General features: G+C 73.5%; 30 protein-coding genes. 9 read left to right on the forward strand and 21 right to left on the reverse strand.

Features of this window, described 5'->3' with window-relative positions; translation table 11 throughout:
- Positions 1 to 169: 169 nt before the first annotated feature.
- The 3 genes from Aru02nite_RS26020 to Aru02nite_RS26030 form a co-directional block, all read right to left on the reverse strand.
- A complete protein-coding gene (locus Aru02nite_RS26020) occupies positions 170 to 364 on the reverse strand; it encodes a hypothetical protein (protein WP_203662187.1) in 195 nt (64 codons plus the stop codon).
- 153 nt (positions 365 to 517) lie between these two features.
- Positions 518 to 805 carry an acylphosphatase gene (locus tag Aru02nite_RS26025; RefSeq protein WP_203662188.1) on the reverse strand — a complete coding sequence of 96 codons (288 nt, stop codon included), beginning with the start codon at positions 803 to 805 and terminating at the stop codon, positions 518 to 520.
- A 128-nt stretch (positions 806 to 933) separates the two neighbouring features.
- Positions 934 to 1,551, reverse strand: a complete 618-nt coding sequence (locus Aru02nite_RS26030; protein ID WP_203662189.1) for a TetR/AcrR family transcriptional regulator — start codon at positions 1,549 to 1,551, stop codon at positions 934 to 936.
- An 86-nt stretch (positions 1,552 to 1,637) separates the two neighbouring features.
- On the opposite strand from Aru02nite_RS26030, the gene Aru02nite_RS26035 reads away from it, so the two are divergent.
- Positions 1,638 to 2,354, forward strand: coding sequence for an SDR family oxidoreductase (locus Aru02nite_RS26035; RefSeq protein ID WP_239076955.1), 717 nt, complete (start codon positions 1,638 to 1,640; stop codon positions 2,352 to 2,354).
- 2 nt (positions 2,355 to 2,356) lie between these two features.
- On the opposite strand, the gene mutM is transcribed toward Aru02nite_RS26035, so the two are convergent.
- From mutM to rsmD, 9 genes are all read right to left on the reverse strand, one after another.
- Positions 2,357 to 3,223 carry a bifunctional DNA-formamidopyrimidine glycosylase/DNA-(apurinic or apyrimidinic site) lyase gene (gene mutM / locus Aru02nite_RS26040; protein ID WP_203662190.1) on the reverse strand — a complete coding sequence of 289 codons (867 nt, stop codon included), beginning with the start codon at positions 3,221 to 3,223 and terminating at the stop codon, positions 2,357 to 2,359.
- A 7-nt stretch (positions 3,224 to 3,230) separates the two neighbouring features.
- Positions 3,231 to 4,412, reverse strand: coding sequence for a mannosyltransferase family protein (locus tag Aru02nite_RS26045; protein ID WP_203662191.1), 1,182 nt, complete (start codon positions 4,410 to 4,412; stop codon positions 3,231 to 3,233).
- Positions 4,413 to 4,431: 19 nt separating this feature from the next.
- Positions 4,432 to 5,181: a ribonuclease III gene (gene rnc / locus Aru02nite_RS26050; RefSeq protein WP_203662192.1), complete on the reverse strand. Its 750-nt coding sequence runs from the start codon at positions 5,179 to 5,181 to the stop codon at positions 4,432 to 4,434.
- Positions 5,178 to 6,146, reverse strand: coding sequence for a phosphate acyltransferase (locus tag Aru02nite_RS26055; RefSeq protein ID WP_203662193.1), 969 nt, complete (start codon positions 6,144 to 6,146; stop codon positions 5,178 to 5,180). Before Aru02nite_RS26055 ends, rnc begins: the two co-directional genes overlap by 4 nt.
- Before the next feature lie 13 nt (positions 6,147 to 6,159).
- Positions 6,160 to 6,333, reverse strand: a complete 174-nt coding sequence (gene rpmF / locus Aru02nite_RS26060) for a 50S ribosomal protein L32 (protein ID WP_203662194.1) — start codon at positions 6,331 to 6,333, stop codon at positions 6,160 to 6,162.
- Positions 6,334 to 6,463: 130 nt separating this feature from the next.
- Complete coding sequence (locus Aru02nite_RS26065) at positions 6,464 to 7,063, reverse strand: YceD family protein (RefSeq protein ID WP_308446280.1); 600 nt, start codon at positions 7,061 to 7,063, stop codon at positions 6,464 to 6,466.
- 95 nt (positions 7,064 to 7,158) lie between these two features.
- The gene (locus Aru02nite_RS26070) at positions 7,159 to 7,662 is read right to left on the reverse strand and encodes a hypothetical protein (protein WP_203662348.1); all 504 of its coding nucleotides are present in this window, start codon (positions 7,660 to 7,662) and stop codon (positions 7,159 to 7,161) included.
- A 79-nt stretch (positions 7,663 to 7,741) separates the two neighbouring features.
- Positions 7,742 to 8,227, reverse strand: a complete 486-nt coding sequence (gene coaD / locus Aru02nite_RS26075) for a pantetheine-phosphate adenylyltransferase (protein ID WP_203662195.1) — start codon at positions 8,225 to 8,227, stop codon at positions 7,742 to 7,744.
- Positions 8,224 to 8,781: a 16S rRNA (guanine(966)-N(2))-methyltransferase RsmD gene (gene rsmD / locus Aru02nite_RS26080; RefSeq protein WP_203662196.1), complete on the reverse strand. Its 558-nt coding sequence runs from the start codon at positions 8,779 to 8,781 to the stop codon at positions 8,224 to 8,226. Before rsmD ends, coaD begins: the two co-directional genes overlap by 4 nt.
- Before the next feature lie 281 nt (positions 8,782 to 9,062).
- Here rsmD and Aru02nite_RS26085 point away from each other — a divergent pair, with 281 nt between their 5' ends.
- Together Aru02nite_RS26085 and Aru02nite_RS26090 are read left to right on the forward strand one after the other, a co-directional pair.
- A complete protein-coding gene (locus Aru02nite_RS26085; RefSeq protein WP_203662197.1) occupies positions 9,063 to 10,094 on the forward strand; it encodes an LPXTG cell wall anchor domain-containing protein in 1,032 nt (343 codons plus the stop codon).
- A 138-nt stretch (positions 10,095 to 10,232) separates the two neighbouring features.
- Entirely contained in the window at positions 10,233 to 10,886 is a 654-nt protein-coding gene (locus tag Aru02nite_RS26090) for a nucleoside/nucleotide kinase family protein (RefSeq protein ID WP_203662198.1), read from the forward strand.
- On the opposite strand, the gene recG is transcribed toward Aru02nite_RS26090, so the two are convergent.
- From recG to Aru02nite_RS26110, 4 genes are all read right to left on the reverse strand, one after another.
- On the reverse strand, positions 10,849 to 13,032 hold the full coding sequence (recG, locus tag Aru02nite_RS26095; RefSeq protein ID WP_203662199.1) for an ATP-dependent DNA helicase RecG: 2,184 nt from the start codon (positions 13,030 to 13,032) through the stop codon (positions 10,849 to 10,851). The two genes, Aru02nite_RS26090 and recG, sit on opposite strands and share 38 nt — an antisense overlap.
- A gap of 80 nt (positions 13,033 to 13,112) precedes the next feature.
- A complete protein-coding gene (locus tag Aru02nite_RS26100) occupies positions 13,113 to 14,174 on the reverse strand; it encodes a hypothetical protein (protein ID WP_203662200.1) in 1,062 nt (353 codons plus the stop codon).
- A gap of 66 nt (positions 14,175 to 14,240) precedes the next feature.
- Positions 14,241 to 14,684: a GNAT family N-acetyltransferase gene (locus tag Aru02nite_RS26105; protein WP_203662349.1), complete on the reverse strand. Its 444-nt coding sequence runs from the start codon at positions 14,682 to 14,684 to the stop codon at positions 14,241 to 14,243.
- A gap of 90 nt (positions 14,685 to 14,774) precedes the next feature.
- Complete coding sequence (locus tag Aru02nite_RS26110; protein ID WP_203662201.1) at positions 14,775 to 15,716, reverse strand: thiamine-phosphate kinase; 942 nt, start codon at positions 15,714 to 15,716, stop codon at positions 14,775 to 14,777.
- 207 nt (positions 15,717 to 15,923) lie between these two features.
- On the opposite strand from Aru02nite_RS26110, the gene Aru02nite_RS26115 reads away from it, so the two are divergent.
- Together Aru02nite_RS26115 and Aru02nite_RS26120 are read left to right on the forward strand one after the other, a co-directional pair.
- On the forward strand, positions 15,924 to 16,157 hold the full coding sequence (locus Aru02nite_RS26115; protein WP_203662202.1) for an Lrp/AsnC ligand binding domain-containing protein: 234 nt from the start codon (positions 15,924 to 15,926) through the stop codon (positions 16,155 to 16,157).
- Positions 16,158 to 16,242: 85 nt separating this feature from the next.
- Positions 16,243 to 16,800 (forward strand): DUF3515 domain-containing protein, encoded by a 558-nt coding sequence (locus Aru02nite_RS26120; RefSeq protein ID WP_203662203.1) that lies wholly within the window; start codon positions 16,243 to 16,245, stop codon positions 16,798 to 16,800.
- 12 nt (positions 16,801 to 16,812) lie between these two features.
- On the opposite strand, the gene Aru02nite_RS26125 is transcribed toward Aru02nite_RS26120, so the two are convergent.
- Positions 16,813 to 17,904 carry a D-alanine--D-alanine ligase family protein gene (locus tag Aru02nite_RS26125; protein ID WP_239076956.1) on the reverse strand — a complete coding sequence of 364 codons (1,092 nt, stop codon included), beginning with the start codon at positions 17,902 to 17,904 and terminating at the stop codon, positions 16,813 to 16,815.
- 217 nt (positions 17,905 to 18,121) lie between these two features.
- On the opposite strand from Aru02nite_RS26125, the gene Aru02nite_RS26130 reads away from it, so the two are divergent.
- Entirely contained in the window at positions 18,122 to 18,769 is a 648-nt protein-coding gene (locus tag Aru02nite_RS26130) for a response regulator (RefSeq protein WP_203662205.1), read from the forward strand.
- A gap of 4 nt (positions 18,770 to 18,773) precedes the next feature.
- On the opposite strand, the gene Aru02nite_RS26135 is transcribed toward Aru02nite_RS26130, so the two are convergent.
- The 4 genes from Aru02nite_RS26135 to Aru02nite_RS26150 are packed head-to-tail and all read right to left on the reverse strand — an operon-like array spanning position 18,774 to position 23,328.
- Complete coding sequence (locus Aru02nite_RS26135; RefSeq protein ID WP_203662206.1) at positions 18,774 to 20,471, reverse strand: sensor histidine kinase; 1,698 nt, start codon at positions 20,469 to 20,471, stop codon at positions 18,774 to 18,776.
- Positions 20,472 to 20,476: 5 nt separating this feature from the next.
- Positions 20,477 to 21,607, reverse strand: coding sequence for a cystathionine gamma-lyase (locus Aru02nite_RS26140; protein WP_203662207.1), 1,131 nt, complete (start codon positions 21,605 to 21,607; stop codon positions 20,477 to 20,479).
- 9 nt (positions 21,608 to 21,616) lie between these two features.
- A complete protein-coding gene (locus Aru02nite_RS26145; RefSeq protein ID WP_203662208.1) occupies positions 21,617 to 22,621 on the reverse strand; it encodes an NAD(P)H-dependent glycerol-3-phosphate dehydrogenase in 1,005 nt (334 codons plus the stop codon).
- A 29-nt stretch (positions 22,622 to 22,650) separates the two neighbouring features.
- Positions 22,651 to 23,328 (reverse strand): lysophospholipid acyltransferase family protein, encoded by a 678-nt coding sequence (locus Aru02nite_RS26150; protein WP_373324987.1) that lies wholly within the window; start codon positions 23,326 to 23,328, stop codon positions 22,651 to 22,653.
- 140 nt (positions 23,329 to 23,468) lie between these two features.
- Between Aru02nite_RS26150 and cofC the strand changes: the two genes are divergently transcribed.
- The 3 genes from cofC to Aru02nite_RS26160 are packed head-to-tail and all read left to right on the forward strand — an operon-like array spanning position 23,469 to position 26,575.
- Complete coding sequence (gene cofC / locus Aru02nite_RS26155) at positions 23,469 to 24,101, forward strand: 2-phospho-L-lactate guanylyltransferase (protein WP_239076957.1); 633 nt, start codon at positions 23,469 to 23,471, stop codon at positions 24,099 to 24,101.
- A gap of 29 nt (positions 24,102 to 24,130) precedes the next feature.
- Positions 24,131 to 24,328 carry a cold-shock protein gene (locus Aru02nite_RS36915; protein WP_239076958.1) on the forward strand — a complete coding sequence of 66 codons (198 nt, stop codon included), beginning with the start codon at positions 24,131 to 24,133 and terminating at the stop codon, positions 24,326 to 24,328.
- Between the two features lie 60 nt (positions 24,329 to 24,388).
- A complete protein-coding gene (locus tag Aru02nite_RS26160) occupies positions 24,389 to 26,575 on the forward strand; it encodes an RNA degradosome polyphosphate kinase (protein WP_239076959.1) in 2,187 nt (728 codons plus the stop codon).
- Positions 26,576 to 26,587: the final 12 nt, after the last annotated feature.

Raw genomic sequence — 26,587 nt, forward strand, 5'->3', positions numbered from 1 at the left:
ACCGTCGCCGGGCTGCGGCGACGCGCTGTCCGCCGGGCGGGCCGGGGTTCGTCCGACGCGCCGACCGGGGCCGACGGAACCGGCCCGGGGAGGAAGTTCGGCGGTGGACACAAAGCTGCGCGCCGACACTGGGCAGCGTCGGCGCGCGGTCGGGCGGCTCGGGTGAGCGTCAGGTCAGCGCGGGTTCCGAGATCCTGAGCAGCTCGTCGGGTGCCTGGGCGGCCGCGGTCAGCCGGTCGTTTTCGGCCTGCAACCGAGCGGCCTCGAACTCCAGCGCCCGGACCCGGGCACGCAGTCGGGTGACCTCGTCGAGCAGGCGCCGGTCCGGCGCGTTGCCGACGTGGCCGTAGAGGGCCTTCGCCATGGTGTCTCCTTGCGAATGCGTCGCCGGGTGGCCGTAGAGCACACCCCGTTACCAGATAGGCACGCCGGTCGGGTGCGGATGGCGACGTCCCCATAGTGTGCCCGATCGGCGGAGAACGTCAAGGATGGCATGAGCCTGGTGGACTCAACTTCATCACCCCGTCACAAAGCCATCCAGATCACCCCGCGGCACCTCGAAGCTCGGGACCACCGCATCCACCCGTCCCGGCGCCTCCGGGCCGCGCAGCGCGGCGAGCAGCGCGTGACAAGCATCACGACTGCCCTCGGCCACCACCTCGACATGACCGTCCGCGAGATTCCTCGCCCAACCGGAGAGCCCCAGTTCCAATGCACGGGACCGGGTCCAGAAGCGGAAGCCGACCCCCTGTACGCGACCGCGTACGAGCGCGACCAGGCGTACGGCTCCCACGACACCGCCCATCACCGCCTCCGCGAATCCGACCGCGTCGGCGACGTCCCGATGCCTCCGCCGGAAGAGAACTGGGCGCACTCCCATCGCTGCCCAGAGTAATACCGACGCAGCGTGACGGCGCCCCGTTCGTCCCGGTGTCACCCGGCCGCGCCACCCGACCCCACCAGCGAACGGGCCAGACTCGCCGCCACGTCGCCGGTCAGCGGGGCGTGCCGCAGCAGCAGCCGGTACCAGAGCAGGCCGTACGCCTGGTCGACGAGTACGTCGAGGTCGGCGTCGGTGGCCAGTTCGCCACGGTCCCGACCGCGTACGAGCAGGGCGCGGAGGGCGTCGCGGCGCGCGCCGACGAACGCGGCCAGTACCTCGTGGGTGTCGGGGTTTCCTTGCGCCGCAACAACCAACGCCCGCAACGCGGCGGCGGTGGGGCCACGGTCGGCCCCCCGGAACGTGGCGGTCAGGAAGTCGGTCAGGTCACCGAGCAGGCTGCCCGTGTCCGGCTCCGGTACGTCCCGCGTGGCGCGCGCGGCGACCGCGTCGAGCAGCACCGCGTACTTCCCGGGCCACCAGCGGTAGATCGTCTGCTTGCCGACGCCGGCCTCGGCGGCGATCGACTCGACGGAGAGGGCCACGTCGGGGCGGGCGACGACGCGCAGGGCGGCGTCGAGGACGGCCTGCCGGGCCGCCTCGTTCCGGCGGCGCCCGGTGTGTGGTCGTCGGGTGCCGTCCAGGTCGGGGTGACTCGGATCTCCAGCCATGCGCCCACCGTACCTCTTGACGAGACGGCTTGTCTCGACAAACACTTGTCGAGACGGTACGACTCGACAAATGAGAGAAGGCAACCGTGTCACTCACCGGTCAGCGGGTCCTCGTCATGGGCGGCAGCTCCGGCATCGGCGCGGCCACCGCGGAACTGTTCGCCGCACAGGGCGCCGACGTGGTGATCACCGGACGGGACGAGGCGCGCCTCGCCGCCGTCGCCGCCCGTACCGGGGCCACGGCGCACCGGGTCGACGGCACCGCACCCGACGAGGTCGCCGCGTTCTTCGCCGCCGACACGCGCTACGACCACCTCGTCCTCGCGCTCAGCGGCGCGGCCGGCGCGGGGCCGTTCGCCACGCTCGACCTGGCGGCACTGCGCGACGGGTTCGAGCGGAAGTTCTGGGCGCACGTCGCGGCCGCGCAGGCCGCGCTGCCCCGCCTCACCGGCTCGCTCACGTTCCTGACCGCCGCGTCGGCCCGCGCCGCCCTCCCCGGTACGGCGGGGCTCGCGGCGATCAACGGCGCGCTGGAGGCGATGGTCGCGCCGCTCGCGGTGGAACTCGCGCCGCTGCGGGTCAACGCCGTCTCCCCCGGCATCGTGCGTACGCCGTGGTGGGACCGGCTGCCGGTGGAGATGCGCGACGAGATGTTCGCCGCGCACGAGAAGTCCCTGCCGGTGGGCCGGATCGGCGAACCCGACGACATCGCCCAGGCCGTACTTGCCGTCGCCACCAACGGTTTCCTCACCGGTACGGTGCTGCCGGTCGCCGGTGGCGTGCACCTGGCGACCGGCCGGTAGCGTCAGGTACGCGGGTGGCGGGGCCGCGGCTGGCACCGCGGGCACCGGTACGAGGAGCGGTTCATGAACGGCTCGCGCCGGATCGGGGTGCCGCACCGACGGCACGGCTCCCCGTCCCGCCCGTACGCGTTGAGGGAACGGTCGAAGTAGCCGCTCTCGCCGTTGACGTTGACGTACAGGGTGTCGAAGCTGGTGCCGCCGGCGCGCAGGGCCTCGCCGAGCACCTCGCGGACGTACCCGAGGAGGGTCCGGGCGGCGGGGCGGGTCATCGTCTCCGTCGGCCGGGCCCAGTGCAGCTTCGCCCGCCACAGCGCCTCGTCGGCGTAGATGTTGCCGACGCCGGAGATCAGGGTCTGGTCGAGCAGCGCCCGTTTGACCCCGGTGTGCCGGCGCCGCAGCGCCGTCACGAACTCCTCGTCGTCGAACTCCGGATCCGCCGGGTCGCGGGCGATGTGCGCGATCTCCGCCGGCAGGTCCGCGCCGCCGGCCGACAGCGACAGCCCGCCGAACGTGCGCTGGTCGACGAACCGCAGCTCCGGCCCGCCGTCCGCGAACCCGACCCGCACCCGCAGGTGCTTCTCGTCCGGCGCGTCCGCGGGCTGGACCAGCAGCTGACCGGACATGCCCAGGTGCGCCAGCACCGCGTCACCGGGCTCCCCCGGCCCGTCCAACGGCAGCCACAGGTACTTGCCGCGCCGGCGCACGCCGGTGATCGTCCGGCCCACCAGGCCGGCGGCGAAGTGGTCCGCGCCGGGCGCGTGCCGGCGTACGGCGCGGGGGTGGTGCACCTCGACCCGGCTGACGCGGCGACCCGTCACCCACTTCGCCAGGCCGGACCGGACGGTCTCCACCTCGGGCAGCTCAGGCACAACAACCTCAAATCGTGTACGGCCAGACCGTGATCATGTACGCGCCGAACCAGCAGCCCAGCAGGCTGATCCCGACGAGACACGGCACCAGCACCCGGGTACGGGCGGTGACCAGCGCCGCGCCCACCGGCAGCAGCGCCGACAGCACCGGTACGAGCAGCCGGGGCCGTGAGTTGAAGTATCCCGCCGCGCCCACGACCGTCCCGTACGCGAGGAGGCCGTAGAGCGTCATCGGCCACCAGAACCGGGCCAGGACCGCGGCCACGACCAGGACGCCGGTGCCGACCAGGATCAGCGCCGCCGCGACCGGAACCAGCCCGTCGGACGTGCGGAACGTGCTGGTCACGAAGTCGATGCTGGCGGCGCCCCAGTCGATCTTCGTACCCCAGCCCTGGGACTGCTGCACGAACCAGCCGTCCAGCCGGCCCAGCCGCAGCCCCACCCACAGCCAGTACGCCGGGACGGACGCCAGCGCGGCCAGCGCCGCCACCGCCGGTCGTACCCGGGGCGTGCCCGGCTCCCGGCGACCGGTCCAGATCGACCACGCCGCGTACGCCGCGAGGGCCAGCGCGGCGGCCAGCCCCGTCGTCCGCGTCAGCCCCGCCAGCACCCCGAACGCGCCCGCCGTCAGCCACCGCCCGTGGTGCATCGCCAGCAGCATCGCGAGTACCAGCGCGCAGAACATGGCCTCCGAGTACGCCATCGAGAACATGATCGACATCGGCTGGGCGCAGAACAGCACGGCCAGCACGTACCCGAAGCGGTCGTCGCGCAGGCGCCGGCCCAGCAGGTGGATCAGCACCGTCGCCGCCGCACCGAACAGCAACGACACCACGATCCCCGCCAGCGCGTACGGCAGGCCCAGGAACGCCAGCGCCCGCACGCACATCGGGTACCCGGGGAAGAACGCCAGCGTGTTCCCGACCAGGTGCCCGGACGGGTCGTACTGGAAGCCGCGGTCGTAGCCGTCGCGGGCGATGCGCAGGAAGAAGTCGGCGTCCCAGATGGTCAACCGGGACGACACCGAACTGTCCGGCTTGACCAGCGCCCACACCAGCAGCAGCTGTACGAACCGGTTCGCCGCGAAGATCACCAACGGGACCAGTACGTGCCGCAGTACGAACTCGCGGCGGGCACCGACCGCGTCACCGGCCGGCGGGCCGACCCGCTCGGTCGCCCCGGACGTCACCGGGCCACCGTGCACCGGATCACGCCGGGCCGGCGTCGGGCGTACCACCGTCGCCCGAGGCGCGGTCGTTGAGCCGCCGCCAGGCCAGCTCGGCCGCCCGCTGCTCGGCCTCCTTCTTGCTCCGGCCGGTGCCCGAACCGAACCGCTCGCCCGCCACGACCGCCCACGCCGTGAACGTCTTCGCGTGGTCCGGCCCCTCCTCCGCCACCTGGTACTCGGGCACGCCGAGGCCCTGGTTCGCGGTCAGCTCCTGCAGGCTCGTCTTCCAGTCCAGCCCGGCGCCGCGCCGCGACGCGTCCGCCATCAGCGGGTCGAACAGCTTGTGCACCAGCTCGCCGGCCACGTCCAGGCCGTGCTCCAGGTACACCGCGCCGAGCAGCGCCTCGGTCGTGTCGGCGAGGATGCTCGCCTTGTCCCGGCCGCCCGTGGTCTCCTCGCCCTTGCCGAGCCGCACGTACGCCCCGAGACCGCGCGGGCCCAGCCCACGCGCCACCTCGGCCAGCGCCCGCATGTTCACCACGCTGGCGCGCAGCTTGGCGAGCTGCCCCTCCGGCAGATCCGGATGGTCCCGGTACAGCGCGGCGGTGATCACCAGCCCGAGGACCGCGTCACCCAGGAACTCCAGCCGCTCGTTCGTCGGCAACCCGCCATGCTCGTACGCGTACGAGCGGTGGGTGAGGGCGCGCTCCAGCAGACCCGGTTCGAGCTCGACGCCGAGGGCGGCGGTCAGCCCGGCCGGCGACGCCGCGGGCGGTGGGACGCTACTCATCGGCGGCCTCCGGTGCCTGTCGTCCACTCACGGTCGGGCACCCCTGGTGCCCGGTCCTGTCGGAGGAAAGCGTGATCGATGCGTGCCACCCGGTCGGTCACCCCGTCGGTGACCAGGCGGGCGGCGAACGCGATGCCCGAGGCGAGGTCCGGCCCGCCGGCCGCGCCGTGGCACACCACCACCGGGCCACCGACACCCAGCAGCGCCGCCGCGCGGGGTACCCCCTCCGCGTGCCGGCCACCGGCCAGCCGCAGCGTGCCCTCGACGCCCTTGAGCAGTACGTTTCCGGTGAATCCGTCGGTGACGACCACCTCGACCCCACCCAGTGGTACGTCGTGGCCCTCGACGAGGCCGACGTAGCGCCCGGCGGGCAGGTCCGCGGCGGTCAGCAACCCGTCCGCGGTACGCCGCAGCGTGTCGCCGCTGCCCGGCTCGCTGCCGATCGACAACAGGCCGACCCGCGGCTCCGGTACGTCCAACGTGGCCTGCGCGTACGCCGCGCCGAGGACGGCGTGGCGCACCAGGTCGGCGGCGTCCGGGCTGGGCGACGCCCCGACGTCGAGAAGGATCAACCGACCTCGCCGCGCCGGTACGGTCACGGCGAGGGCGGGACGGGACAACCCCGGATAACGCCCGCAGTACGCCACGGCGGCGGTGACCGTCGCGGCCGTGGAACCGGCCGAGATCACCGCATCCGCCCGGTCGGCCGCCACCAATCCCACCGCGGTACGCACCGGGGTGCGCTCGCCCTCGTCCACCGGTACCGGATCGACCCGGGACCGCAGGGCAGCGGGAATCCGGGCCAGCAGCCCGTCAACGACGGACGGCGGCCCGACCGGCACGAGCCGGAGACTGGCATCGGCGTCCAGGGCCAGCAGAGCGCCGTCAACCACGACGGCGGGGGCGTCGTCCCCGCCGAGGAGGTCGACGGCGATCCGCGCGGCACGCCGCTCGGATCGCGTCATGTCCTCGGGAGGATCAGACCTCCACGACCTGACGGCCGTTGTACGTGCCGCAGACGCCGCAGGCCGCGTGCGGAAGCTTGGGCGACTTGCACTGCGGGCACGGCTGGGTCGCCACCGCGCTCGTCTTCCACTGGCTGCGGCGGGACCGCGTGTTGCTCCGCGACATCCGGCGCTTCGGAACGGCCACGTCACTCACTCCTGATGATCTACTCGTTGGTCTGGAGCACCGTGTGGACGACACACGGCACCGCTCGGGTCGCACGAGCCACCCGGGCTATTGTGTCCCATCGGCCCCGACGCTCCCGCGCCGGGTGAGGTCAGGACCCCTCGGACTCCCCCTGGTCCCGCAGCTCGGCCAGCTTCGACCAGCGCGCGTCGACCTGCTCGTGCGCGTGGTCGGCCGGCAGGTCGTCGAACGGCTGGCCGCACTCGGGGCACAACCCCGGGCAGTCCGGCCGGCACAGCGGGGTGCTCGGCAGGTCCAGCACGATCGCGTCCCGGACCGCGGGCTCCAGGTCGGCCAGGTCGTCGTGCAGCCGGCTGACCTCGTCCTCGTCGGTCGTCTCCTCCGTGGTACTGCCCGGATAGGCGAATAGCTCCCCGATGTGCCCGACGACCGTCTCGCCGATCGGCCGGAGGCACCGGCCGCACTCACCCTCGACGCGCGCGGTGACCGTACCGGAGACGAACACGCCCTCCGAGGCCGACTCCATCCGCAGGTCGAGCGCGAGCGGCGCGCCCTCCGGTGCGCCGATGAGCGGGAGGCCGAGGTCGGCCGGGGCGGGCGCCTCGCGCACCACCTCGCGCATCTCGCCCGCACCGCGGGGCAGCTCCCGGGTGGACAGCACCAACGGGTTGGCGGGGTCCAGCGGGTGGTTCTTCTCGGACATGATCTTCTCGGCAGCCCTCGTCGGCATCGCACTCACAGGGGGGACCGCCCGGCGAATCTGCACGCACCGGGCCGACGTGCCAGGTTACCCGGCGCCCGGCGCACCGTCGAATCCGTGTCGGGTCAGGACACGAACGGTTCCTTCTCCGGTTCGTCGTCCGGGGCGTACGACCCGATCTCGCGCAGCGCGTGCATCTTGTCCCGGCCGCGTTCGATGGTCGCCAGCGACTTGGTGAGCAGCCGTTCGAAGTTGCTGAGCGTCGTGTCGACGTACTCCTCGCACTCCTCGCGGAGGCGCTGGCTCTCCTCGCGCGCCTCGCCGACGAGGCGGCTCGCCTCGTGCTCGGCGGACACCGCGACCTCGTTCGCCGAGACCAGCCGGGCGTGCTCGGCCTCGCCCTCGGTGATGATGCGCTCGGCCTCGCGCTGGCCGGCACCGATGATCTTGTCCCGCTCCTCCAGCAGCGCCTGCGCACGGCGCAGCTCGGCGGGCAGCTCGCCGCGCAGGTCGTCCAGCATCGCGATCAGCTCACCGCGGTCGACCATGCAGTTCCGCGAGGACATCGGCACCGAACGGGCGCCCTCCACGTACGACATGATCTCGTCGATACGCTCCAGCGGATCCAACCCGGTCACTTCCCTCCTGCCAGGCGTGCACCGCCTGCCTCGCTCGCGTACCGGCCGTGTAGGGCGACGGCCGAGTCGTCTAGGCCCCCGTCGGGCGCAGCCGGGCGGCGAGCCTCTCGGCCACGACGTCCGGTACGTGCGGCGACACGTCGCCGCCCCACTTCGCGACGTCCTTGACCAAACTCGACGACAGAAAAGAGTAAAGCGGGTTGGTGGCCATGAAGAGTGTTTCCACGCCGGCCAGGCCCAGGTTCATCTGAGACTGCTGCAACTCGTAGTCGAAGTCGCTGACCGCGCGCAGGCCCTTGACGATCACCGAGATGCCGTGTTCCCGGCAGTAGTCGACGGTCAGGCCCTGGAACGAGTCGACCGAGACGTTCGGGTAGCGGGCGGTGACCGACTCCAGCATCTCGATCCGCTCGTCGAGGCCGAACAGGCCGGTCTTGGCCTGGTTGACGAACACGGCGACGACGACCTCGTCGTACAGGTCGGCCACGCGGCCGATGATGTCCAGGTGTCCGTTCGTCACCGGGTCGAACGAACCGGGGCAGATGGCACGCCTCATGATCGGCGACCGTACCAAAGGGTGGTCTCGCCGTAGCGACGCGAGCGGACCGGCGAGATCCCGGGCACCCAGGTGGGCTCGCCCGACCGGGTGGCGCGCTCCAGTACGACGACCGCGTCGTCGGCGAGCCAGCCGTCGGCCAGCGCGGCCAGTACCGCGGTGAGCTTCTCGTCGGCCAGCGCGTACGGCGGGTCGGCGACGACCAGGTGGTACGGCTCGGCCGGCGGGTCGGCGAGCACCCGCTCCACCGGCGCGCCGACCAGCTGCGCGCCGGCCCCGACGCCCAGCGCGGCGACGTTGCGCCGCAGCGTCGCCACCGCGCGCGGATCGGACTCGACGAACAGCGCGTGCGCGCAGCCCCGCGACAGCGCCTCGAAACCGAGCGCGCCGGACCCGGCGTACAGGTCGGCCATCCGGGCGCCGGGCAGCTCCAGCATCGTGCCGAGCGCGCTGAACAACGCCTCGCGTACGCGGTCGGCGGTGGGTCGGGTACCGCGACCGGGCGGCACCACGAGGCGTCGGCCGCCGAGCTCGCCGGCCACGATCCGCGTCACCGCACACCCCCGTACACGTCGCTGACGCTACCGTCCGTCGCGCGCGGGCCGGATCCCGGACGGCCCCGCCGGGCGAAATGTCGACCCACCGTGATCGACGAACCGCACACCGGTTGCGACACGCGACACAACCATCCCAATCCGCCCACTGGACTTTCCACCGGCGGTACGGGATGGCTAAGGTCTTGCTTCGCGCGCGCGGATGTCCCTCGGTCCCCCGACGGGCACGGCTTGTCGACGCGCGCCGGGATGTTCCCTACTCACCCCTCGCGGAGTACCTCTTGCCACGCACGCTTCCCGCGCGTCGGTTTCTCGGCCTGATCGCCGCCGCGGCGATCGGCCTGTTCGGCGCGTTCCTCATCAGCTCACCGGCCAGCGCGCACGACGCGGCCGTCAAGGGCACCGCGGACTGCCAGTCGGACGGCACGTACACCGTCACGTGGACCATCGCCAACGACTGGACCTCCGCAGCCTCGATCACCGACGTCAAGGCCGCCCCGGTGGACCTGAAGGCGGCCGTCGCCGACGTCGCGGCGAAGAGCAGCACCACCGCCACCCAGCCGGCCGTACCGGCGGACGCCAAGCAGGCGACGCTCGACTTCACCGCCCGCTGGTCCGACGGGTACTCGATGCACAAGTCGGGCACGGTGACGCTGCCGGGCACCTGCACGCCGAAGCCGGACTGCGTCGCGGCGTCGGCCGCGTCGTACCAGCACACGTTCGACGGGGCGAAGGGCACGGCGACCGTCTCGCTGGCCGACGGCCAGAAGCTGTGCAAGGACTCCAGCCAGGACTTCTCGCTCGCGTCGTACACCGCGCAGAGCGCCGGGGACTTCGCCTCGTCGCTGCCGCAGACGCTGTTCGACCAGGACTCCGGCACGATCGACGCCAAGCACACCTCGGTCACGCTGACCGTCAAGCTGCCCGACTGCTACGTGCAGGTCGACCTGATCTGGGGCGGCAAGGCCGAGGTGCTGCCGGGCTTCACCAAGGGCTCCCCGACGTACGGCAGCAAGATCCTGGGCAGCAAGGGCGCGCCGGGCAACCTGTCGAAGGGCGACTTCGGCGCGTACCACGGCGGCAGCACCGCGTGCGTCGTCGCCTCGACCTCGCCGTCCGTGTCGCCGAGCGCGTCGCCGTCGGCCACCTCCGCGGCCCCGGTCGCCAGTTCCCCCGCGCCGGGCGCGGGCGGCGGCCTGCCCGTCACCGGCACCTCGCTGACCGCGTTCATCGCGGCCGCCGTGGTACTGATCGGCGGCGGTGCCGCGCTGTTCGTACTGGCCCGCAAGCGCCGCGCCACGCCGGCGGAGTGACACCGGTCGTACATCCGGGTCGGTGAGCGGCCCGAACCGCGCCACGACGGGGCGGCGCCCACCGGGCGCCGCCCCGTTCGGTGTCCGCCGCCGGGCCCCGTGCGGGGCGGGCGCCGGCGGCGCGGCGAGAATGACGGCGTGCGCATCGAGCCGGTGAGCCCGGACCTCCTCGTCGACCGGCTGGTCGCGCGGATCGAGGCCGTCTCCGTCCCGCATCCGGTACGGGTGCTCGTGGACGGGCCGCCGCCCGCCCGGCCCGGCGCGCTGGCCGACGCGCTCGTCGACCCGTTGCGTACGCGGGGGCGGCCGGTGGTGCGCGTCTCCGCCGCGGACTTCCTGCGCCCCGCCTCCCTGCGGTACGAGCACGGCCGGCACGACCCGGACGCGTACTACACCGACCGGCTGGACGTCGCGGGGCTCACGCGCGAGGTGCTGGATCCGTTGGGGCCGAACGGAACCCGGCGGTACCTGCCGACGTTGTGGGACGCGGCCGCGGACCGCGCCAGCCGGGCGTCCTATGTGGACGCTGCCGACTCCGCCGTACTCCTGCTCGACGGCGACCTGCTGCTCGGCACCGGCCTCGCCGCCGACCTGGTCGTGCACCTGGACGTGTCCCCCGCCGTACTCGACCGGCGGACGGCGGAGGCGGACCGGTGGACGCTGCCCGCGTACCGCCGGTACGTGGACGAGGTGGCGCCGGCCGACTGGGCGGACGTCGTGGTGCGCTACGACGACCCGCGCCGGCCCGCCCTCGTCAACCCTTCTCCAGATACTCCGCGCGATCCTCGCTGACCAGCGCGGCGACCGCGGCGGCGAGCAGCGGATGGTCGGTCAGCTCCGGGTCGGCGGCGATGACCTCGATCGCCTCCGCGCGCGCGTCGGCGATCAGCGCGGCGTCCCGACGCAGCGACAGCAGCCGCAGGCTGGAGCGCCGGCCGGACTGCGCGGCACCGAGTACGTCGCCCTCGCGGCGCTGTTCCAGGTCCAGCTCGGCCAGCCGGAAACCGTCCACTGTGGACGCCACCGCGGTCAGCCGCTCGTGCGCCGGGGTGCCCGCCTCGGCCTCGCTGACCAGCAGGCACAGGCCGGGCGCCTGACCCCGGCCGACCCGGCCGCGCAGCTGGTGCAGCTGCGAGACGCCGAACCGGTCGGCGTCCAGGATCACCATCACCGTCGCGTTCGGTACGTCGACGCCGACCTCGACGACCGTCGTGGCCACGAGTACGTCGAGCTTGCCGGCGGCGAACTCGCGCATCACCGCGTCCTTCTCGTCCGCCGGCAGCCGGCCGTGCAGCACGCCGAGGCGCAGCCCGGCGAGCGGCCCGTCGCGCAGGCCGGGCGCGACGTCGGTGACCGCGATCGGCGGCCGCCGGCCGTCCTCGCCGCCGGCACCGTCCACATCGGACGGTACGTCGTCGGAGCCGTCGTCGCCGATCCGCGGACACACCACGTACGCCTGGTGGCCGGCGCCGACCTCCTCCCGTACGCGGGCCCAGGTGCGCTCCATCCACCGCTCCCGGTCCCCCGGTACGACGTGGCTCGCGATCGGCGACCGGCCGCGCGGCAGCTCGGTCAGCGACGACACCGCGAGGTCGCCGAACACGGTCATCGCGACCGTACGCGGGATCGGGGTGGCGGTCATGACGAGGACGTGCGGCGGCTGGTTCGCCTTGTCCCGCAACGCATCCCGCTGCTCGACACCGAACCGGTGCTGCTCGTCGACCACGATCAGACCGAGGTCCGCGAACCCGACCGACTCGTACAGCAGGGCGTGGGTGCCGACGACGATGCCGGCCGCGCCGGACGCCACCTCGCCGAGTACCCGGCGGCGGGCGGCTGCCCCGAGCGAACCCGTCACCAGGGCCAGCCTCGTGCCCTCCGGGTCGCCGTCGATCTCGCCCGCCCGGCCGAGCGGACCGAGCAGGTCGGACAGCCCGCGGTGATGCTGGGCGGCGAGCACCTCCGTCGGTGCCAGCAGCACGGCCTGCCCGCCCGAGTCGACCACCTGGAGCATCGCGCGCAGCGCGCAGACCGTCTTGCCGCTGCCCACCTCGCCCTGCAGCAGCCGGTGCATCGGATGCGGCTCGGCCAGATCCGCCGCGACCTCCTCGCCGACCTGCCGCTGCCCGTCGGTCAGCTCGTACGGCAGGCGGGCGTCGAACGCGGCGAGCAGCCCGTCGTCGCGGCGCGGCCGTCGTACCGCCGGCCAGTCACTCGCCCGCGCCTTGCGCTGCACCAGGGTCAGCTGCAACGCGAACGCCTCGTCCCAGGTGAGCCGGCGGCGCGCGGCGGCAAGGGCCTGGTGGCTCTCCGGCCGGTGGATGCCGCGCAGCGCGGCGCCCAGCCCCTCCAGCTTGCGACCGGCCCGCATCTCGGCGGGCAGCGGCTCCGGCGGCTCCTCCAGTACGTCCAGGGCCACCCGTACGCACCGGGCGATCGTCCACGTCGGCATGTTCGCGGCCGCCGGGTACACGGGGATGAGGGCGCCGAGGAACTCCTCGATCTCGCCGGACTCCTCGGCCTGCCCCGGCGTGGCGAGCAGCTGGTAGTCCGGGCCGTTGAGCTGCCGCTTGCCGCGGAACTCGGTGACCTTGCCGGCGAACAGGCCCCACCGTCCGACGGTGAGCTGGTTCTGCCGCCACGCCTGGTTGAAGAACGTCAGGGTCAGCGTGCGCTGCCCGTCCCCGACCGTCACCTCCAGCAGCTTCCCGCGCCGCTGCCGCATCGGCCGCACGTTGACCCGCTGGACCTGGGCCATCACGGTGACCTGCTCACCGACCTCGATCGCGGACAGGTCGGTGTGCTCGCCACGCTCCGCGTACCGCCGGGGGAAGTGGTAGAGCAGGTCACCGACCGTGGCCAGGCCCAGCGTCTCGGCCAGGGCGGTGGCCGTCTTGTCGCCCACCACCTGCCGCAACGGCGTGATCAACGTCGCCATGGCCCGAGCCTAGCGAGCCGTACCGACAGTCCACGCCGGACCGGGCGGGCGCCCCACCACGACGCCCGCCGTACGAGAGGTCAGGAGGTCGGCTTGAGCGAGCTCGCGCCGTCGACCATCTGCTTCTTCAGGTCGTCGTGCCCGTCCGGCACCGAACCCCAGAACGCGCCGGCCTTGCCGCCGCCCGCGTCCAGCACCGCGAGCACCACGTACTCCCCGGTGGACTTGCCGTTGTCGGTGTACTTCACCTCGAACGCCCACAGCCACGCCTTGTGCCCGTACTGGGTGAGCTGCTCGTCGACGTGCTTCTGGCTCGTGTCGACCTTCGCACCGTCGCCGTAGTACTGCTTGAGCATCGCCGTGGCGAGGTCCGACTTCGTCTGCTTCAGGTCGGCCGGCCCGCTGTAGCCGAACGAGTCGGCGAGCTGACCCAGCTGCATCGTCGCGTACACGTTGCTGCTGATCTCGACGGACTGGCCGACCGCGCCCTCGATCTCCTTGGCGTGCGGGTTGACCTCGTTCTTCCAGGGCGACTTGGCCATCGTGTAGCCCCAGCCGGTCGCCTGGTCGACGATCTTGTCGCCCTGCACGCCGTCACCCGGCACGCTGCTCGGCGACGACGACGGGGTCGGCGAGGCCGACGCGCTGCTGCTCGTACGCGGGGACGCCGAGTCGTCGGCGGCCGGCTTCTTGCCGCCCTTCGACGCGAACACCACCACCCCGACCACGATCCCCACCACCAGTACCAGCGCCACGCCGCCGAGCACGAACGGCAGCGGCGAGCGCTTCTTCGGCGTGGGCGGCGGGAAACCGGGCGGCTGGTACATCGGCTGGGCGCCCATCGGCTGCCCCGACATGGGCTGCCCGGACATCGGCGCGCCCGACATCGGCGACGCCGACACCGGCGGCCCCGACATGGGCGGGCCGGACATCGGGGTGCCCGCCATCGGCTGCCCGAACGGCGACTGCTCGTACTGCTGCGGCTGGTTCTGCCAGGTCTGGTCGCCGAAGCTGTACTGCTCGTACTGCTGGGGCGGCTGCGCGCCGGACTGGTCGGCACCGGGGTACGGAGGCTGCTGAGGGGGTTGGCCGCCCGGCTGGTCCGGCCAGCCCGGACCGGGGGGCTGCGGCGGGTACGTCACCAGGGGAGGGTAAGCAATGCCGCCCGGTACGCCCAGGTGAGGGGGTGAATCGGCACCGGCCGTGACTCAGAGCATCCGGGCGTACGACAGGCAGTCGGGAGCGTCGGCGTAGAAGCCGTAGTTCGGGATGCGCCGGTAGCCGAACCGCTCGTACATCGCGATCGCCTCGGGCTGGCGCGCCCCGCACTCCAGGACCATCCGGGTCCGGCCGGCCCGCCGCGCGTCGTCCTCCAGCGCCGCCAGCACCGCGCCCGCCACGCCCGTCCCCCGCGCCGCCGGCACCGTGTACATGCGCTTCAGCTCCGCGTCCGGCCCGTGCGTACGCCAGGCGCCGCAACCGACCGGCTCGTCGCCGCGCCACGCCACCAGGAACACGCCCGCCGGCGGCACGAACTCGGCCGGGTCGACCGGCGTCGCGTCGCCCTCCCCGCCGTACCGGGCGCCCAGGTCGGCCAGCGCCGCCGTGACCAGCCGCCGCGCCACCGGGTCCGTGTACGCCACCGTGGTCAGCTCCGGCGCCGTCCGCTGCTCGCTCTGCACGCCGCCATGACAGCAGCCGCGACGACCCGCCGGCGAGTACGTGTGAGCAACCTCAACCGGTCAGCGGAAGTGGTCCCAGCCACCTGGACCCGCCGTGTACGGCCGGCCGTCGATCGTCACGCCGTGCCCGGCGGCCACCTCGCCGACCACCCGCCAGTCCGGCGTCAGCACGCTGCCCGGCGGGAACGTCGCCACCAACGCGTGGTCCTCGCCCCCGCCGAACACCCACGCGTACGGGTCGACGCCCAGCGCGGTCGCCGCGTCGGCCATCTGCGCCGGTACCTCGAAGTCGGTGCGGTGCAGGTCGATCGCCACGTCGCTGGCGTCGACCAGGTGTCCGAGGTCGGCGACCAGCCCGTCCGACACGTCGATCATGGCGGTGGCGCCCTGCCGCGCCGCGACCGGCCCGCAGTGGTACGGCACGATCGGGCGGCGGTGCGCGTCGACCAGCGCCCGCGGCGACCGGAATCCCCGCGACAGCACCGTGTACCCGGCGGCGGACCAGCCGAGCCGGCCGGCGACCGCGACCCGGTCGCCCGGCTTGGCGCCCGCCCGGGTCACCGGATCGGCGCCGCGCAGGTCGCCCAGCGCCGTCACCGCGATCGTCAGCGTCGGACTCGCCACCGTGTCCCCGCCGACCACGCTCGCGCCGGCCAGCGCCGCCTCCGCGGCCAGCCCGTCGGCCAGCCCCTCCGCCCACGACACCGGCAGCTCCGGCGGCGCGCAGAGGCCGACCACCAGCGCGGTCGGGGTGGCGCCCATCGCGGCGATGTCGGCCAGGTTCGCCGCGGCGGCGCGGTGCCCCACGTCCTCGGCGCTCGACCAGTCCCGGCGGAAGTGCCGGCCCTCGACGAGGACGTCGGTGCTGACCACGACGCGGTTGTCCGAGGCGGCGACCACGGCGCCGTCGTCGCCCGGTCCGAGCAGGCAGGTCGGGCCCATCGCCATGCGCGCGGTGACCTTGCTGATCAGGCCGAACTCCCCCACATCGGCAATCGTCACTGCGCCTCCCACCGGCCTGCCCGCTCGTCGGCCCCGTGCCGTGCGGCCTGATGCGCATCCTGCCACCCGGCGTACGGCGTGCGCGGGACCGGCATGATCTCCCGGCCAGCCGACGCGGCCGGGGCCCGTACGGTACGTTCTGTTCCGGCCACCCGTCACCCACTCCTGCGCGTACACCGGCGGCACAGACGGCAAAGGAGACTCGTCGTGGTTCAGGCGTACATCCTCATCCAGACCGAGGTCGGCAAGGCGCGTGACGTGGCGGGCACGATCGCGGGCGTCGCCGGCGTGGTCCGGGTGGACGCCGTGACCGGGCCGTACGACGTGGTCGTGCTGACCGAGGCGCGTAACGTGGACGAACTGGGCAAGATGGTGGTCAGCAAGGTGCAGTCCGTCGCCGGTATCACCCGTACCGTCACGTGCTCGGTGGTGCACCTGTAGCGACCCGCCTCCCGGCTCCGGGCGCCGGAACGCCCCGCGGCACAATCGGTGCGCAGTCCACGCGAGCCGTACGGAGGTGTCGCAGGTGGCCGACGAGGTCTCCCGCAGCGCGGCGAAGACCGCCACACTGGTTGCCCTGCCGATCACCCTGCTGGCCGGGGTACTGGCCTTCTGGCTGCTCGGCGGGTTCGGTGGCGGCGCGAAGCCGAAGGCGTCGCCGTCCCCCACGCCGCAGCCGTCCACGACGGTCGCCGTCCCGCCGCGCACCCTGGCCGAGCCGGCCACGACCGTCTGCCGCGGCTTCATCGCGCAGCTGCCCGGCACGGTCCGCGGCAAGATCCGGCGCCCCGTCTCCGCCGGCCCCGAGCAGAACGCCGCGTACGGGCAGCCGCCCGTCACCGTGGCCTGTGGCGTACCGGCGCCGAAGGTCGCGCCCACCGCCACCGTGTACGCCCTGTCCGGCGTCTGCTACCTGCCGACGAAGACGTCCGCGGGCACCGTGTGGACGACCGTCGACCGGCAGGTACCGGTGGCCGTGACGGTGCCGGGCGACAGCGGCTCCGGCCAGTGGGCCGCCGAGTTCTCCGACACCATCGCGAACTCCGTCAAGTCGCTCGCCAAGGCGCCCAGCGGCTGCGGCTGACCGGCGCCGGGGTCAGCGGCTGCGGCGGTGCAGCGCGGTCCGGATCAACCGCGAGATCAGCTTCGGGTACTCCAGCCCGCTGGCCGCCCACATCTTCGGGAACGCCGACGCGGCGGTGAAGCCCGGCATCGTGTTGATCTCGTTGACGTACACGTCCAGGTCGGGCGTGACGAAGAAGTCGACCCGGGCCAGGCCGGCGCAGTCCAGCGCGGTGAACGCGCGGCACGCCGTCGCCCGGATCTCCTCGACCACGTGGTCGGGCAGCGCCGGCGGGATGTCCAGCTCCGGCGCGTCCAGGTACTTGGCCTCCAGGTCGTACCAGGAGTGCCGGGGGTCGATGTGCACCTCGGCGGGCAGGCTGGCCTCGGGCTCCCCGCCGTACTCGCCTTCCAGTACGCCGCACTCGACCTCGCGTACGCCCTGGAACGCGGCCTCGACGAGGACCTTGTCGTCGACCTCGCGGGCGGTGGCGATCGCGGCCGGCAGGTCGGCCAGGTCGGTGACCCGGCTGATGCCCATGGACGACCCGGCGCGGGACGGCTTGACGAACAGCGGCAGCCCGAGCCGTTCGGCGTCGGCGTCGGACAGCGACTGGCCGGCGCGCAGCACCGCGTACGGCCCGGCGGGCATGCCCTCGGCGGCCAGCAGCTTCTTCGTGAACTCCTTGTCCATGCAGGCGGCGGACGCCAGCACGCCGGCCCCCACGTACGGCAGGCCGGCCATCTCCAGCAGGCCCTGGATGGTGCCGTCCTCGCCGTACGCGCCGTGCAGCAGCGGCACGACCACGTCCACGTCGGCCAGCGCGGCGGCACCCTCGGCCGGGTCCAGCGCGATCAGCCGGCCGCCCGGGTCCGCCGGCAGCGCCACCGCCCGGCCCGCGCCCTCGGTGATCTCCGGGAACCGGCGCCCCTCGATGGCCAGCGCGCCCGGATCACCGTCGGTGAGTACCCATCGGCCCTCGCGCGTGATGCCGACCGGGATCACCTCGAACTCGTCCCGGTCGATCGCGGACAGCACGGATCCCGCGCTGACGGCGGAGATCGGGTGCTCGGTGCTCCGACCGCCGAAGACGACGGCGACCCGTGGCTTGCGTGGCGTACTCACGCCCCGGGACCTTACTCGACGTACTCGCCGTTCCCGCGTCGCATCCGGGCAACGCACCCCACCGGGGGCGGGACGAACCTCCCGCGGGCGCCGAACCTCGCCGTCCGGTGACGTACCCGTTCCGGAGTGTCCGCACAGCGCCGGTGCCGGCGGCCGGGTCACCCGGCCGGGGCACGACCGCCGGCCACCGCGCGTCACCGCCCCGTACCCTGACGAGGTGATTCGGGTGTTCCTCCTCGACGACCACGAGTTGGTCCGGCGCGGGCTCGCCGACCTGCTGTCCACCGAGCCGGACATCGAGGTCGCGGGCGTGGCCGGGACCGCGCGGCAGGCGATGGACCGGGTGCCGGCCGTCCGGCCCGACGTGGCCGTCCTCGACGTACGGCTGCCCGACGGTGACGGCGTCACGGTCTGCCGCGACCTGCGCAGCCAGCTCCCCGACCTGCGCTGCCTCATCCTCACCTCGTACGACGACGACGATGCGCTGGTCCGGGCGGTGCTCGCCGGCGCCGCCGGGTACGTGCTGAAGGACATCCTCGGCAACGACCTCGTCGACGCGGTACGCCGGGTCGCGGCCGGCGGTTCGATGCTGGCGCCGGCGATCCGGGCGGACGCGCTCCGCGAGGCCGTGCGCCGCGGTACGGGCGGGGACGCGCAGCTCGCCGGTCTCACCGCGCAGGAACGCAACATCCTGCGGCTCATCGGCGAGGGCCTGACGAACCGCCAGATCGGCGAACGGCTCTACCTGGCCGAGAAGACCGTCAAGAACTACGTGTCGAACCTGTTCACGAAGCTCGGCCTGCACCGGCGTACCCAGGCGGCGGTGCTCGCGACGCGGATCTGGCCGCGGCACGCCGACACCTGACCGCTCACGTCTCCGGATCCAGCGGCACCCGCCACACCACCTCGGTACCACCGGCCGGGCGGGCGGTGGCGACCAGCTCGCCGCCCAGCGCGGCGGCCCGTTCGGACAGGTGACGCAGGCCGCTGCGGCGCCCGCTCGCCGGAAGCCCCACGCCGTCGTCGGTGACGGTCAGGGTCAGCACGCCGCCGTCCGCGGCCAGTTCCACCTCGACCCGGCCGGCCGACGCGTGCCGCGCCACGTTCGCCAGCAGTTCGCGGGCCGCGGCGACCAGGTTCTCCCGCACCCCCGCCGGTACGGCCAGGTCGGCGGGCAGGAAGAACCGCACCAGCGGCGCGTACCCGAGGGTGTCGACGGCCTGGTCGGTGACCGCCAGCAGGGCGGCGCGCACGTCGTCCCCGGTCCGTACGGGCGGGTTCTCCAGCTCGTAGATCGTCGCCCGGATCTGCCGGACGGTCTCGTCCAGGTCGTGCACGGCCCGCGACAGCCGCTCGCGTACCTCCGGGCGGACGGTGAGGCGCGCCGTGCCCTGCAGCAGCATCCCGGTGGCGAACAGCCGCTGGATCACCTGGTCGTGCAGGTCGTGGGCGATGCGCTCGCGGTCGGCGTACACGCTGACCCGTTCCCGCCAGGTACGTTCCCGGGCCAGGTGCAGCGCCACGGCCGCCTGGTGCGCGAACGACTCCAGCATCCGCAGCGTGCCGTCCGGGAACGGCAACCGGTCCCGCAGCCGGGTCACCACCACCACGCCCAACGCGTTGTCCGCCAACCCCAGCGGTACCAGGGCGGCGGGGCCTAGCTGCGGCAGCGTGTCGGACAGCCACGGCGCGCGCCGGGTGTCCCGCCACAGATCCCGTACCACCATCGGGTTGCCGGTGGTGAACACCTGACCGGCGCGGGACGCCTCGATCGGCAGTACGCGGCCGATCGTGCTGTCCGCCTCCGGCCCGTCCGCCACCCGTACGACGAGGTGCTCGCCGGTGGGGTCGATGTGGAACAGCACGGCGTAGTCGGCGTCGGTGAGCTGCCGCGCGGTACGGATGATCGTGTCGAGCCGGCTGTCCGGGTGGGTGCCGGCGAGCAGGTCGTGGGTGAGCCCGTAGTTGGCGGTCAGCCAGCGCTCCTGCTCCCGGCTCGCCTCGTACCGCCGGGCGTTGCTGAGCGCGATGGCGGCCGCCGCGGCGAACAGCTGGAGCAGGCTCTCGTCCTCCGCGGAGAACGGTTCCCCGTCGGACCGTTCCGTCAGGTACAGGCTGCCGAGGGTGCGCTCCCCGTCGGTCACCGGTACGCCGAGGAACGTGCGCATCGGCGGATGGTGCCGCGGGAAGCCGGCCGCCGCCGGGTACGCGGTCAGGTCGTCCAGCCGCAGCGGCCCGTCTCGGGTGAGCAGCTCGCCCAGCAGCCCGCGGCCGAGCGGGAACGGGCCGATCGCGCGCGCCTCGTCCGCGCTCAGGCCCGTCCAGAAGAACCGTTCCAGCTCGCCGTCCGACGCCGCGATCGCGAGCGCGCCGTACCGGGCGGGGACGAGGTCGGCGGCGAGCTCCACGATGCGCTGGAGTACGGCGCGGAGGTCGAGTTCGCCGGCGATGCCGACGACCGCGACGAGCATGTCGGCGAACCGGCTGCGGTTCCGTACCCGGGCGAACGGTCCGGACAGCCCGGTGAACGGCCCCATGCCCGGCCCGTCCCCGCGCGGCGCGCTCATCCGGTTCAGTGTCGCAGCGCGGCGTCGAGGCCGGCGGCCAGATCCGCGACGAGGTCGGCCGCGTCCTCGCAGCCGCAGGACAGCCGGATCAGCCCCGGCGCCACCCGGTCACCGAACTGCGCGCGCCGGTCCGCGGAACTGTGCAGCCCGCCGAAGCTGGTGGCGCTGGCGACCAGCGTCGTCGCGGCCAGGAACGCGGTCGCCCGCTCCGCCGAGTCCAGCTCGAACGTGACGACACCGGGGATCCGGCGCATCTGGGCACGGGCCGTCGCGTACCCGGGGTCCGCGGGGCGGCCCGGCCAGCGCAGTCCGGTCACCCCGGCCCGACCCGCCAGGTACTCCGCGACGGCCGCGGCGTTCGCCTCCTGCCGGGCCAGCCGCAGGTCGAGCGTGCCCATCGACCGGTGCGCCAGCCACGCCTCGAACGGGCCGGGCACCCCGCCGGTCATCGCCCGCCAGTCGCGCAGCGCCGCCACGGTCGCCGGGTCCGTCGCCGCGGCGTACCCGAGGATCAGGTCGGAATGGCCCGTCAGCGCCTTGGTACCGCTGGCGACGACCAGGTCGGCGCCGAGCGCCAGCGGCGTCTGGCCGAGCGGCGTGGCGGTCGTGTTGTCCACGGCGAGCAGCGCGCCGGCCGCGTGCACCTGCCCGGCCAGGGCCGCCAGATCGACCACGTCGAGCCCCGGGTTCGCGGGTGTCTCCACGAGTACCAACCGGACCCCGGACAGCTCGTACGGGCCGGTGGTGGGCACCGCGCGCACCGTCACGCCGCGGGCACCCAGTACGTCCTCGGCGAAGGCGCGGGTCTTGTAGTAGCCGTCGGCGGGCACCAGCACGGTGTCCCCCGGTCGCAGGAACGCCAGCAGCGCGCCGGTGATCGCCGCCATGCCCGAGGCGAACGCGACCGCCTCGCCGCCCTCCAGCCCGCCGATCGCCGCCTCCAGCGCGCGCACCGTCGGGTTGTCCGTCCGCCCGTACGCGTCGGTGTCCGGCCGCGGCCCGTCCGGCGCCAGGTGGTACGGGGCGGCGAACGTCGGGCCCGGCAGGAACGGCCGGCCGGGCTCGGGCGCGGGCTGCCCGGCGTGCACCGAACGAGTCCCGTCGCCGTACGAGGAGGTGCTGTCGTCGCTGGTCACCGGCGCAGACTACTCGGCGGACAGGTCCCTGCTCATCAGCTCCGTCACCGCCACCCGCGGCGGTACGTTCTCGTGACAGACCCGCTCCACCTGCTCGGTGATCGGCATCTCCACCCCGTACCGCCGGGCCAGGTCACGGATCGACCGGCAGCTCTTGACGCCCTCGGCCGTCTGCCGGGTGGCGCGCTGCGCGGCGGCCAGGCTGTCGCCGCGGCCCAGGTGCTCGCCGAAGATGTGGTTGCGGGACAGCGGGGACGCGCAGGTGGCGACGAGGTCGCCCAGCCCGGCCAGCCCGGAGAACGTGCGGCTGTCCGCGCCGAGCTTCTCGCCCAACCGCGCCATCTCCGCCAGCCCCCGCGTCACCAGCGTGGCCTTCGTGTTGTCGCCCATCCCCAGCCCCGTGAGCATCCCGTACGCCAGGGCGATGACGTTCTTGATCGCGCCGCCCAGCTCGCAGCCGACCACGTCGACGTTCGTGTACGGCCGGAAGTAGCGGTTGGCGACGGCGTGCTGGACCAGTTCGGCGCGCGCCGGGTCCACGCAGGCGACGACGCTCGCGGTGGGCTGCTCGTCGGCGATCTCGGGCGCCAGGTTCGGCCCCGTCACCACCGCGATCGAACTCTCCGGTACCCCGGTGACCTCGACGACCACCTCGCTCATCCGGCGCAACGTGCCCAGTTCGATGCCCTTGGCGAGGCTCACCAGCGTCGCCGACGGGTCGAGCAGACCGGCCCAGTCGGTGAGGTTCTGCCGCAGCGTCTGGCTCGGCACCGCGAGGACGACCAGGTCGGCGCCGGCCAGCGCGTCGGCCGCGTCGGTCGTCGCGGACAGCCCGTCGGGCAGCCGGATCCCGGGCAGGTAGTCCGGGTTCACGTGCCGCTCGGTGACCGCCTCGGCCACCTCGACGCGCCGGGCCACCAGCGTCACCTCGCGGCCCGCGTCCGCCAGCACCTTGGCGAACGTGGTGCCCCACGAGCCCGCACCGAGTACGACCGCCCGCTTGATGTCCGTCATGCGCACGCCTTTCGCCAGGGGGGTTTCGCTCAGGACCGCTTCGACGTCCACTCGAACAGCTCGGACGGCGGCTGCTCGCCACGGATGCCGGCGAGCAGATCCTGGATCCGGTACATGATGGCGTCGGTCAGGCCGGCCAGGTCACCCCGGGCACCGCCACCCGACGCCGACCGCCACTCGGACAGGTCCATCGGCGGCCCCGCCACCACCGTCACCGGCGTACGCGGGCGCAGGTTGAGCTTGTGTGCCTGCGGGTCCTGGATGTGCTGCGCGCCCCACTGCGCCACCGGGATCACCGGTACGTCGGTGGCGAGGGCCAGCCGCGCCACACCGGTGTGCCCACGCATCGGCCAGAAGTCCGGCTGGCGGGTCGTGGTGCCCTCCGGGTACAGCACGACGACGTCACCGGCCTTCAGCGCCGCCTTCGCCTCGACGAGCGACTTCGCCGCGTTCATGCTGCCGCGGTACACGGCGATCTGGCCGGTGGAACGCAACGCCTTGCCGACCAGCGGCGCGTCCAGCACGGCGGCCTTCGTCAGGAACCGGGGCACCCGACCCGTCGCGTACACGAAGCGGGCCATGACCATCGGGTCGATCTGGGACAGGTGGTTCGCCACCACGATCGCCCCGCCGGTGGCCGGGATGTGCTCGGCGCCGCGCCACGTGTGGCGGCTCAACACGGTGAGCGTGGAACGGATCACGCCCATGCCCGCGTGGACCCAGAAGCCTCGACGCGCCACCGCACCTCCCTACGATCGGATGCGTACCCGTCGGTCGGGTACGCACCGATGATGCACGCCGCCGCCGCCCGACCCGGCACCGGCCACCCGTACCCGAGGATGACGACATGTGGTCGACGGTTCTGCCCGTCAAGCGACTGTCCGCGGCCAAGAGCCGGCTGCGCGGCGCCCTTCCCGGCGTCGCCCACCACGACCTGGCCCTCGCGGTCACGCTCGACACGGTCGCGGCGGTACTCTCCTGCCCGCTCGTGGACCGGCTCTACCTGGTCACCGACGAGCCGCTCGTCACCGACGCCGCCACCCGGCTCGGCGCCCGGGTCCTCCCGGACCGTCCCGATCAGGGACTCAACGCGGCGGTCGGGCACGGCGCGGCGTACGCCCTGGGGCGGGGTGCCCGGCGGGTCGCCGCGCTCACCGCCGACCTGCCGGCGCTGCGGCCGGACGACCTGGCCGCCGCCCTCGCCGCGGCCGCCGACCGTGCCGCCGCCGGCGATGCGCGGGCGTACGTGGCGGACGCGGAGGGCACCGGGACCACGCTGCTCGCCGCGACCGGCGCCGACCTCGACCCCCGGTTCGGCCCCGGCTCGGCCGCCGCGCACGCCGCGACCGGTGCCGTACCGCTCGGTGGGGGTTGGCCGTCGCTGCGCCGGGACGTGGACACCCCGGCCGATCTCGCCACCGCCGCCGGGCTCGGCCTCGGCCCGCGTACCACGGTGCTGCTCACCGCCCGTACCGCCTGATCCGGCGGACCCACCGGTACCGTCGCGGTATGCAGGGGACGGTGGCGACGTTCGACGTGGACGTGCGGGACGGGGCGGTGCTGCTCGACGACGGGACGCGGGTGACGTTCGGCGCGGCGGCGTTCGCGGCGGGCGGGCTGCGGCACCTGCGGGTCGGCCAGCGGGTCCGGCTGGAAACGGACGAGGACGGCGCGGTGGTCCGGGTGACCCTGTTGACCATGCCCTGAACACCGGACGTTACCTGCAGTTTCTCGCTCGTTCCGGCAACTCGGGCCATGATGGTACGCATGGACCGAGCCACCGAGAGCAGTGTTCCGAACCAGGTTCCGCCGCGCGGTGCGGACGGGCGGTTCACGGCGACGCCGGCCGCCCTGCGCACCGCGCCGGAGCCCGTTCCGGCGGACACCTCGGCCGAGCCGGACCAGCTGCCCGACGGCCGGTTCCTCAACCGCGAACTGTCCTGGCTGGACTTCAACGCCCGGGTGCTGGCGCTCGCCGAGGACGCGTCGACGCCGCTGCTGGAACGCGCCAAGTTCCTGGCCATCTTCGCCAGCAACCTCGACGAGTTCTACATGGTGCGGGTCGCCGGGTTGCAACGCCGGCTGTCCACCGGCCTGACCCTGCGTACGCCGGACCGGATGCCGCCGCGCGAGCAGCTGGAGCGGATCGCGCAGCGCTCGGCCGACCTGGTGGGGCGGCACTCCCGCTGCTTCACCGAGGAGGTACGCCCGGCGCTGACGAAGGAGGGCGTCCGGATCCTGCGCTGGGGTGAGCTGACCAGCACCGACCAGGAGCGCCTCCGCGGCTACTTCCGCGACCAGGTCTTCCCCGTACTGACTCCGCTGGCGGTCGACCCGGCGCACCCGTTCCCGTACATCTCGGGGCTGTCGCTGAACCTGGCGGTCATCGTGCGCTCGCCCGGCGGCGGCGGCGAACGGTTCGCCCGGGTGAAGGTGCCGAACAACGTGCCCCGGTTCGTGACGGTGCGCCGGGCGAGCGCGGGCGAGTCGGCGTTCCTGCCGGTGGAGGACCTCATCGCGGCGCACCTGGACCAGCTGTTCGGCGGCATGGAGGTGGTGGACCACCACCTGTTCCGGGTGACCCGCAACGCCGACCTGGAGGTCGAGGAGGACCGCGACGAGGACCTGCTCCAGGCGATGGAACGGGAGCTGGCGCAGCGCCGCTTCGGCCCGCCGGTACGGCTGGAGGTCGCGTCGACCATCTCCGACCACGTACTCGACCTGCTCGTCCGCGAGCTGGACATGAACGAGCACGACGTGGTGCGGGTACCGGGGCTGCTGGACCTGACCGCGCTGTGGCAGATCTACGACCAGGCCGACCGGGACGACCTGAAGGACGCGCCGTTCGTACCGGCGACGCCGCAGGCGTTCGGTGAGGGTGAGACGCCGAAGAGCGTGTTCGCCACGTTGCGGGCCGGGGACGTGCTCGTGCACCACCCGTACCACTCGTTCTCGACGACGGTGCAGCGCTTCATCGAGCAGGCCGCCGAGGATCCGGGCGTCCTCGCCATCAAGCAGACGCTGTACCGGACGTCCGGCGACTCGCCGATCATCGACGCGCTGATCGCCGCGGCCGAGGCCGGCAAGCAGGTGGTGGCGGTGGTGGAGATCAAGGCCCGGTTCGACGAGGAGGCCAACATCTCCTGGGCCCGCAAGCTGGAGAAGGCGGGCTGCCACGTCATGTACGGGCTGGTCGGCCTGAAGACGCACTGCAAGGTGGCGCTGGTGGTTCGGGCCGAGGCGGGCGGCATCCGCCGCTACTGCCACATCGGCACCGGCAACTACAACCCGAAGACCGCCCGGACGTACGAGGACTTCGGCTTGTTCACGGCCGATCCGGAGGTCGGCGCGGACGCCACCGACCTGTTCAACGTCCTCACCGGGTACTCGCGGCAGACGTCGTACCGGCGGCTGCTGGTGGCGCCGCACGGCGTACGGCGCGGCATCGTGGACCGGATCGAACGGCAGGCCGAGCGCGCCCGCGCGGGCCGTACGGCGCGGATCCAGTTCAAGGTGAACTCCATCGTGGACGAGCGCGTGATCGACGCGCTGTACCGGGCGAGCCGCGCCGGCGTCCACGTGGACCTGCTGGTACGCGGGATCTGCGCGCTGCGGCCGGGCGTACCGGGGCTGTCGGAGCGGATCCGGGTGCGGTCGGTGCTGGGCCGGTTCCTGGAGCACTCGCGGGTGTTCCGGTTCGCCGACGACGGGACCGACGAGTTCTGGATCGGCTCCGCGGACCTGATGCACCGCAACCTGGACCGCCGGGTGGAGGCACTCGTCCAGGTGACGGACCCGTCGGTGCAGCGCGACCTGGCCGCCGTGGTGGACCTCGCGATGGCCGACGGTACGGCCGGGTTCGACCTGCTGCCGGACGGTTCGTGGCGGCGCCGGGACGGCGGCCTGCACGACATGCAGACCACGCTGCTGCGCGACATCGTCGACGAGACCTGACGGGCGGGCACG

This window comes from Actinocatenispora rupis (genome assembly GCF_016861975.1).
Taxonomy (GTDB): domain Bacteria; phylum Actinomycetota; class Actinomycetes; order Mycobacteriales; family Micromonosporaceae; genus Actinocatenispora; species Actinocatenispora rupis.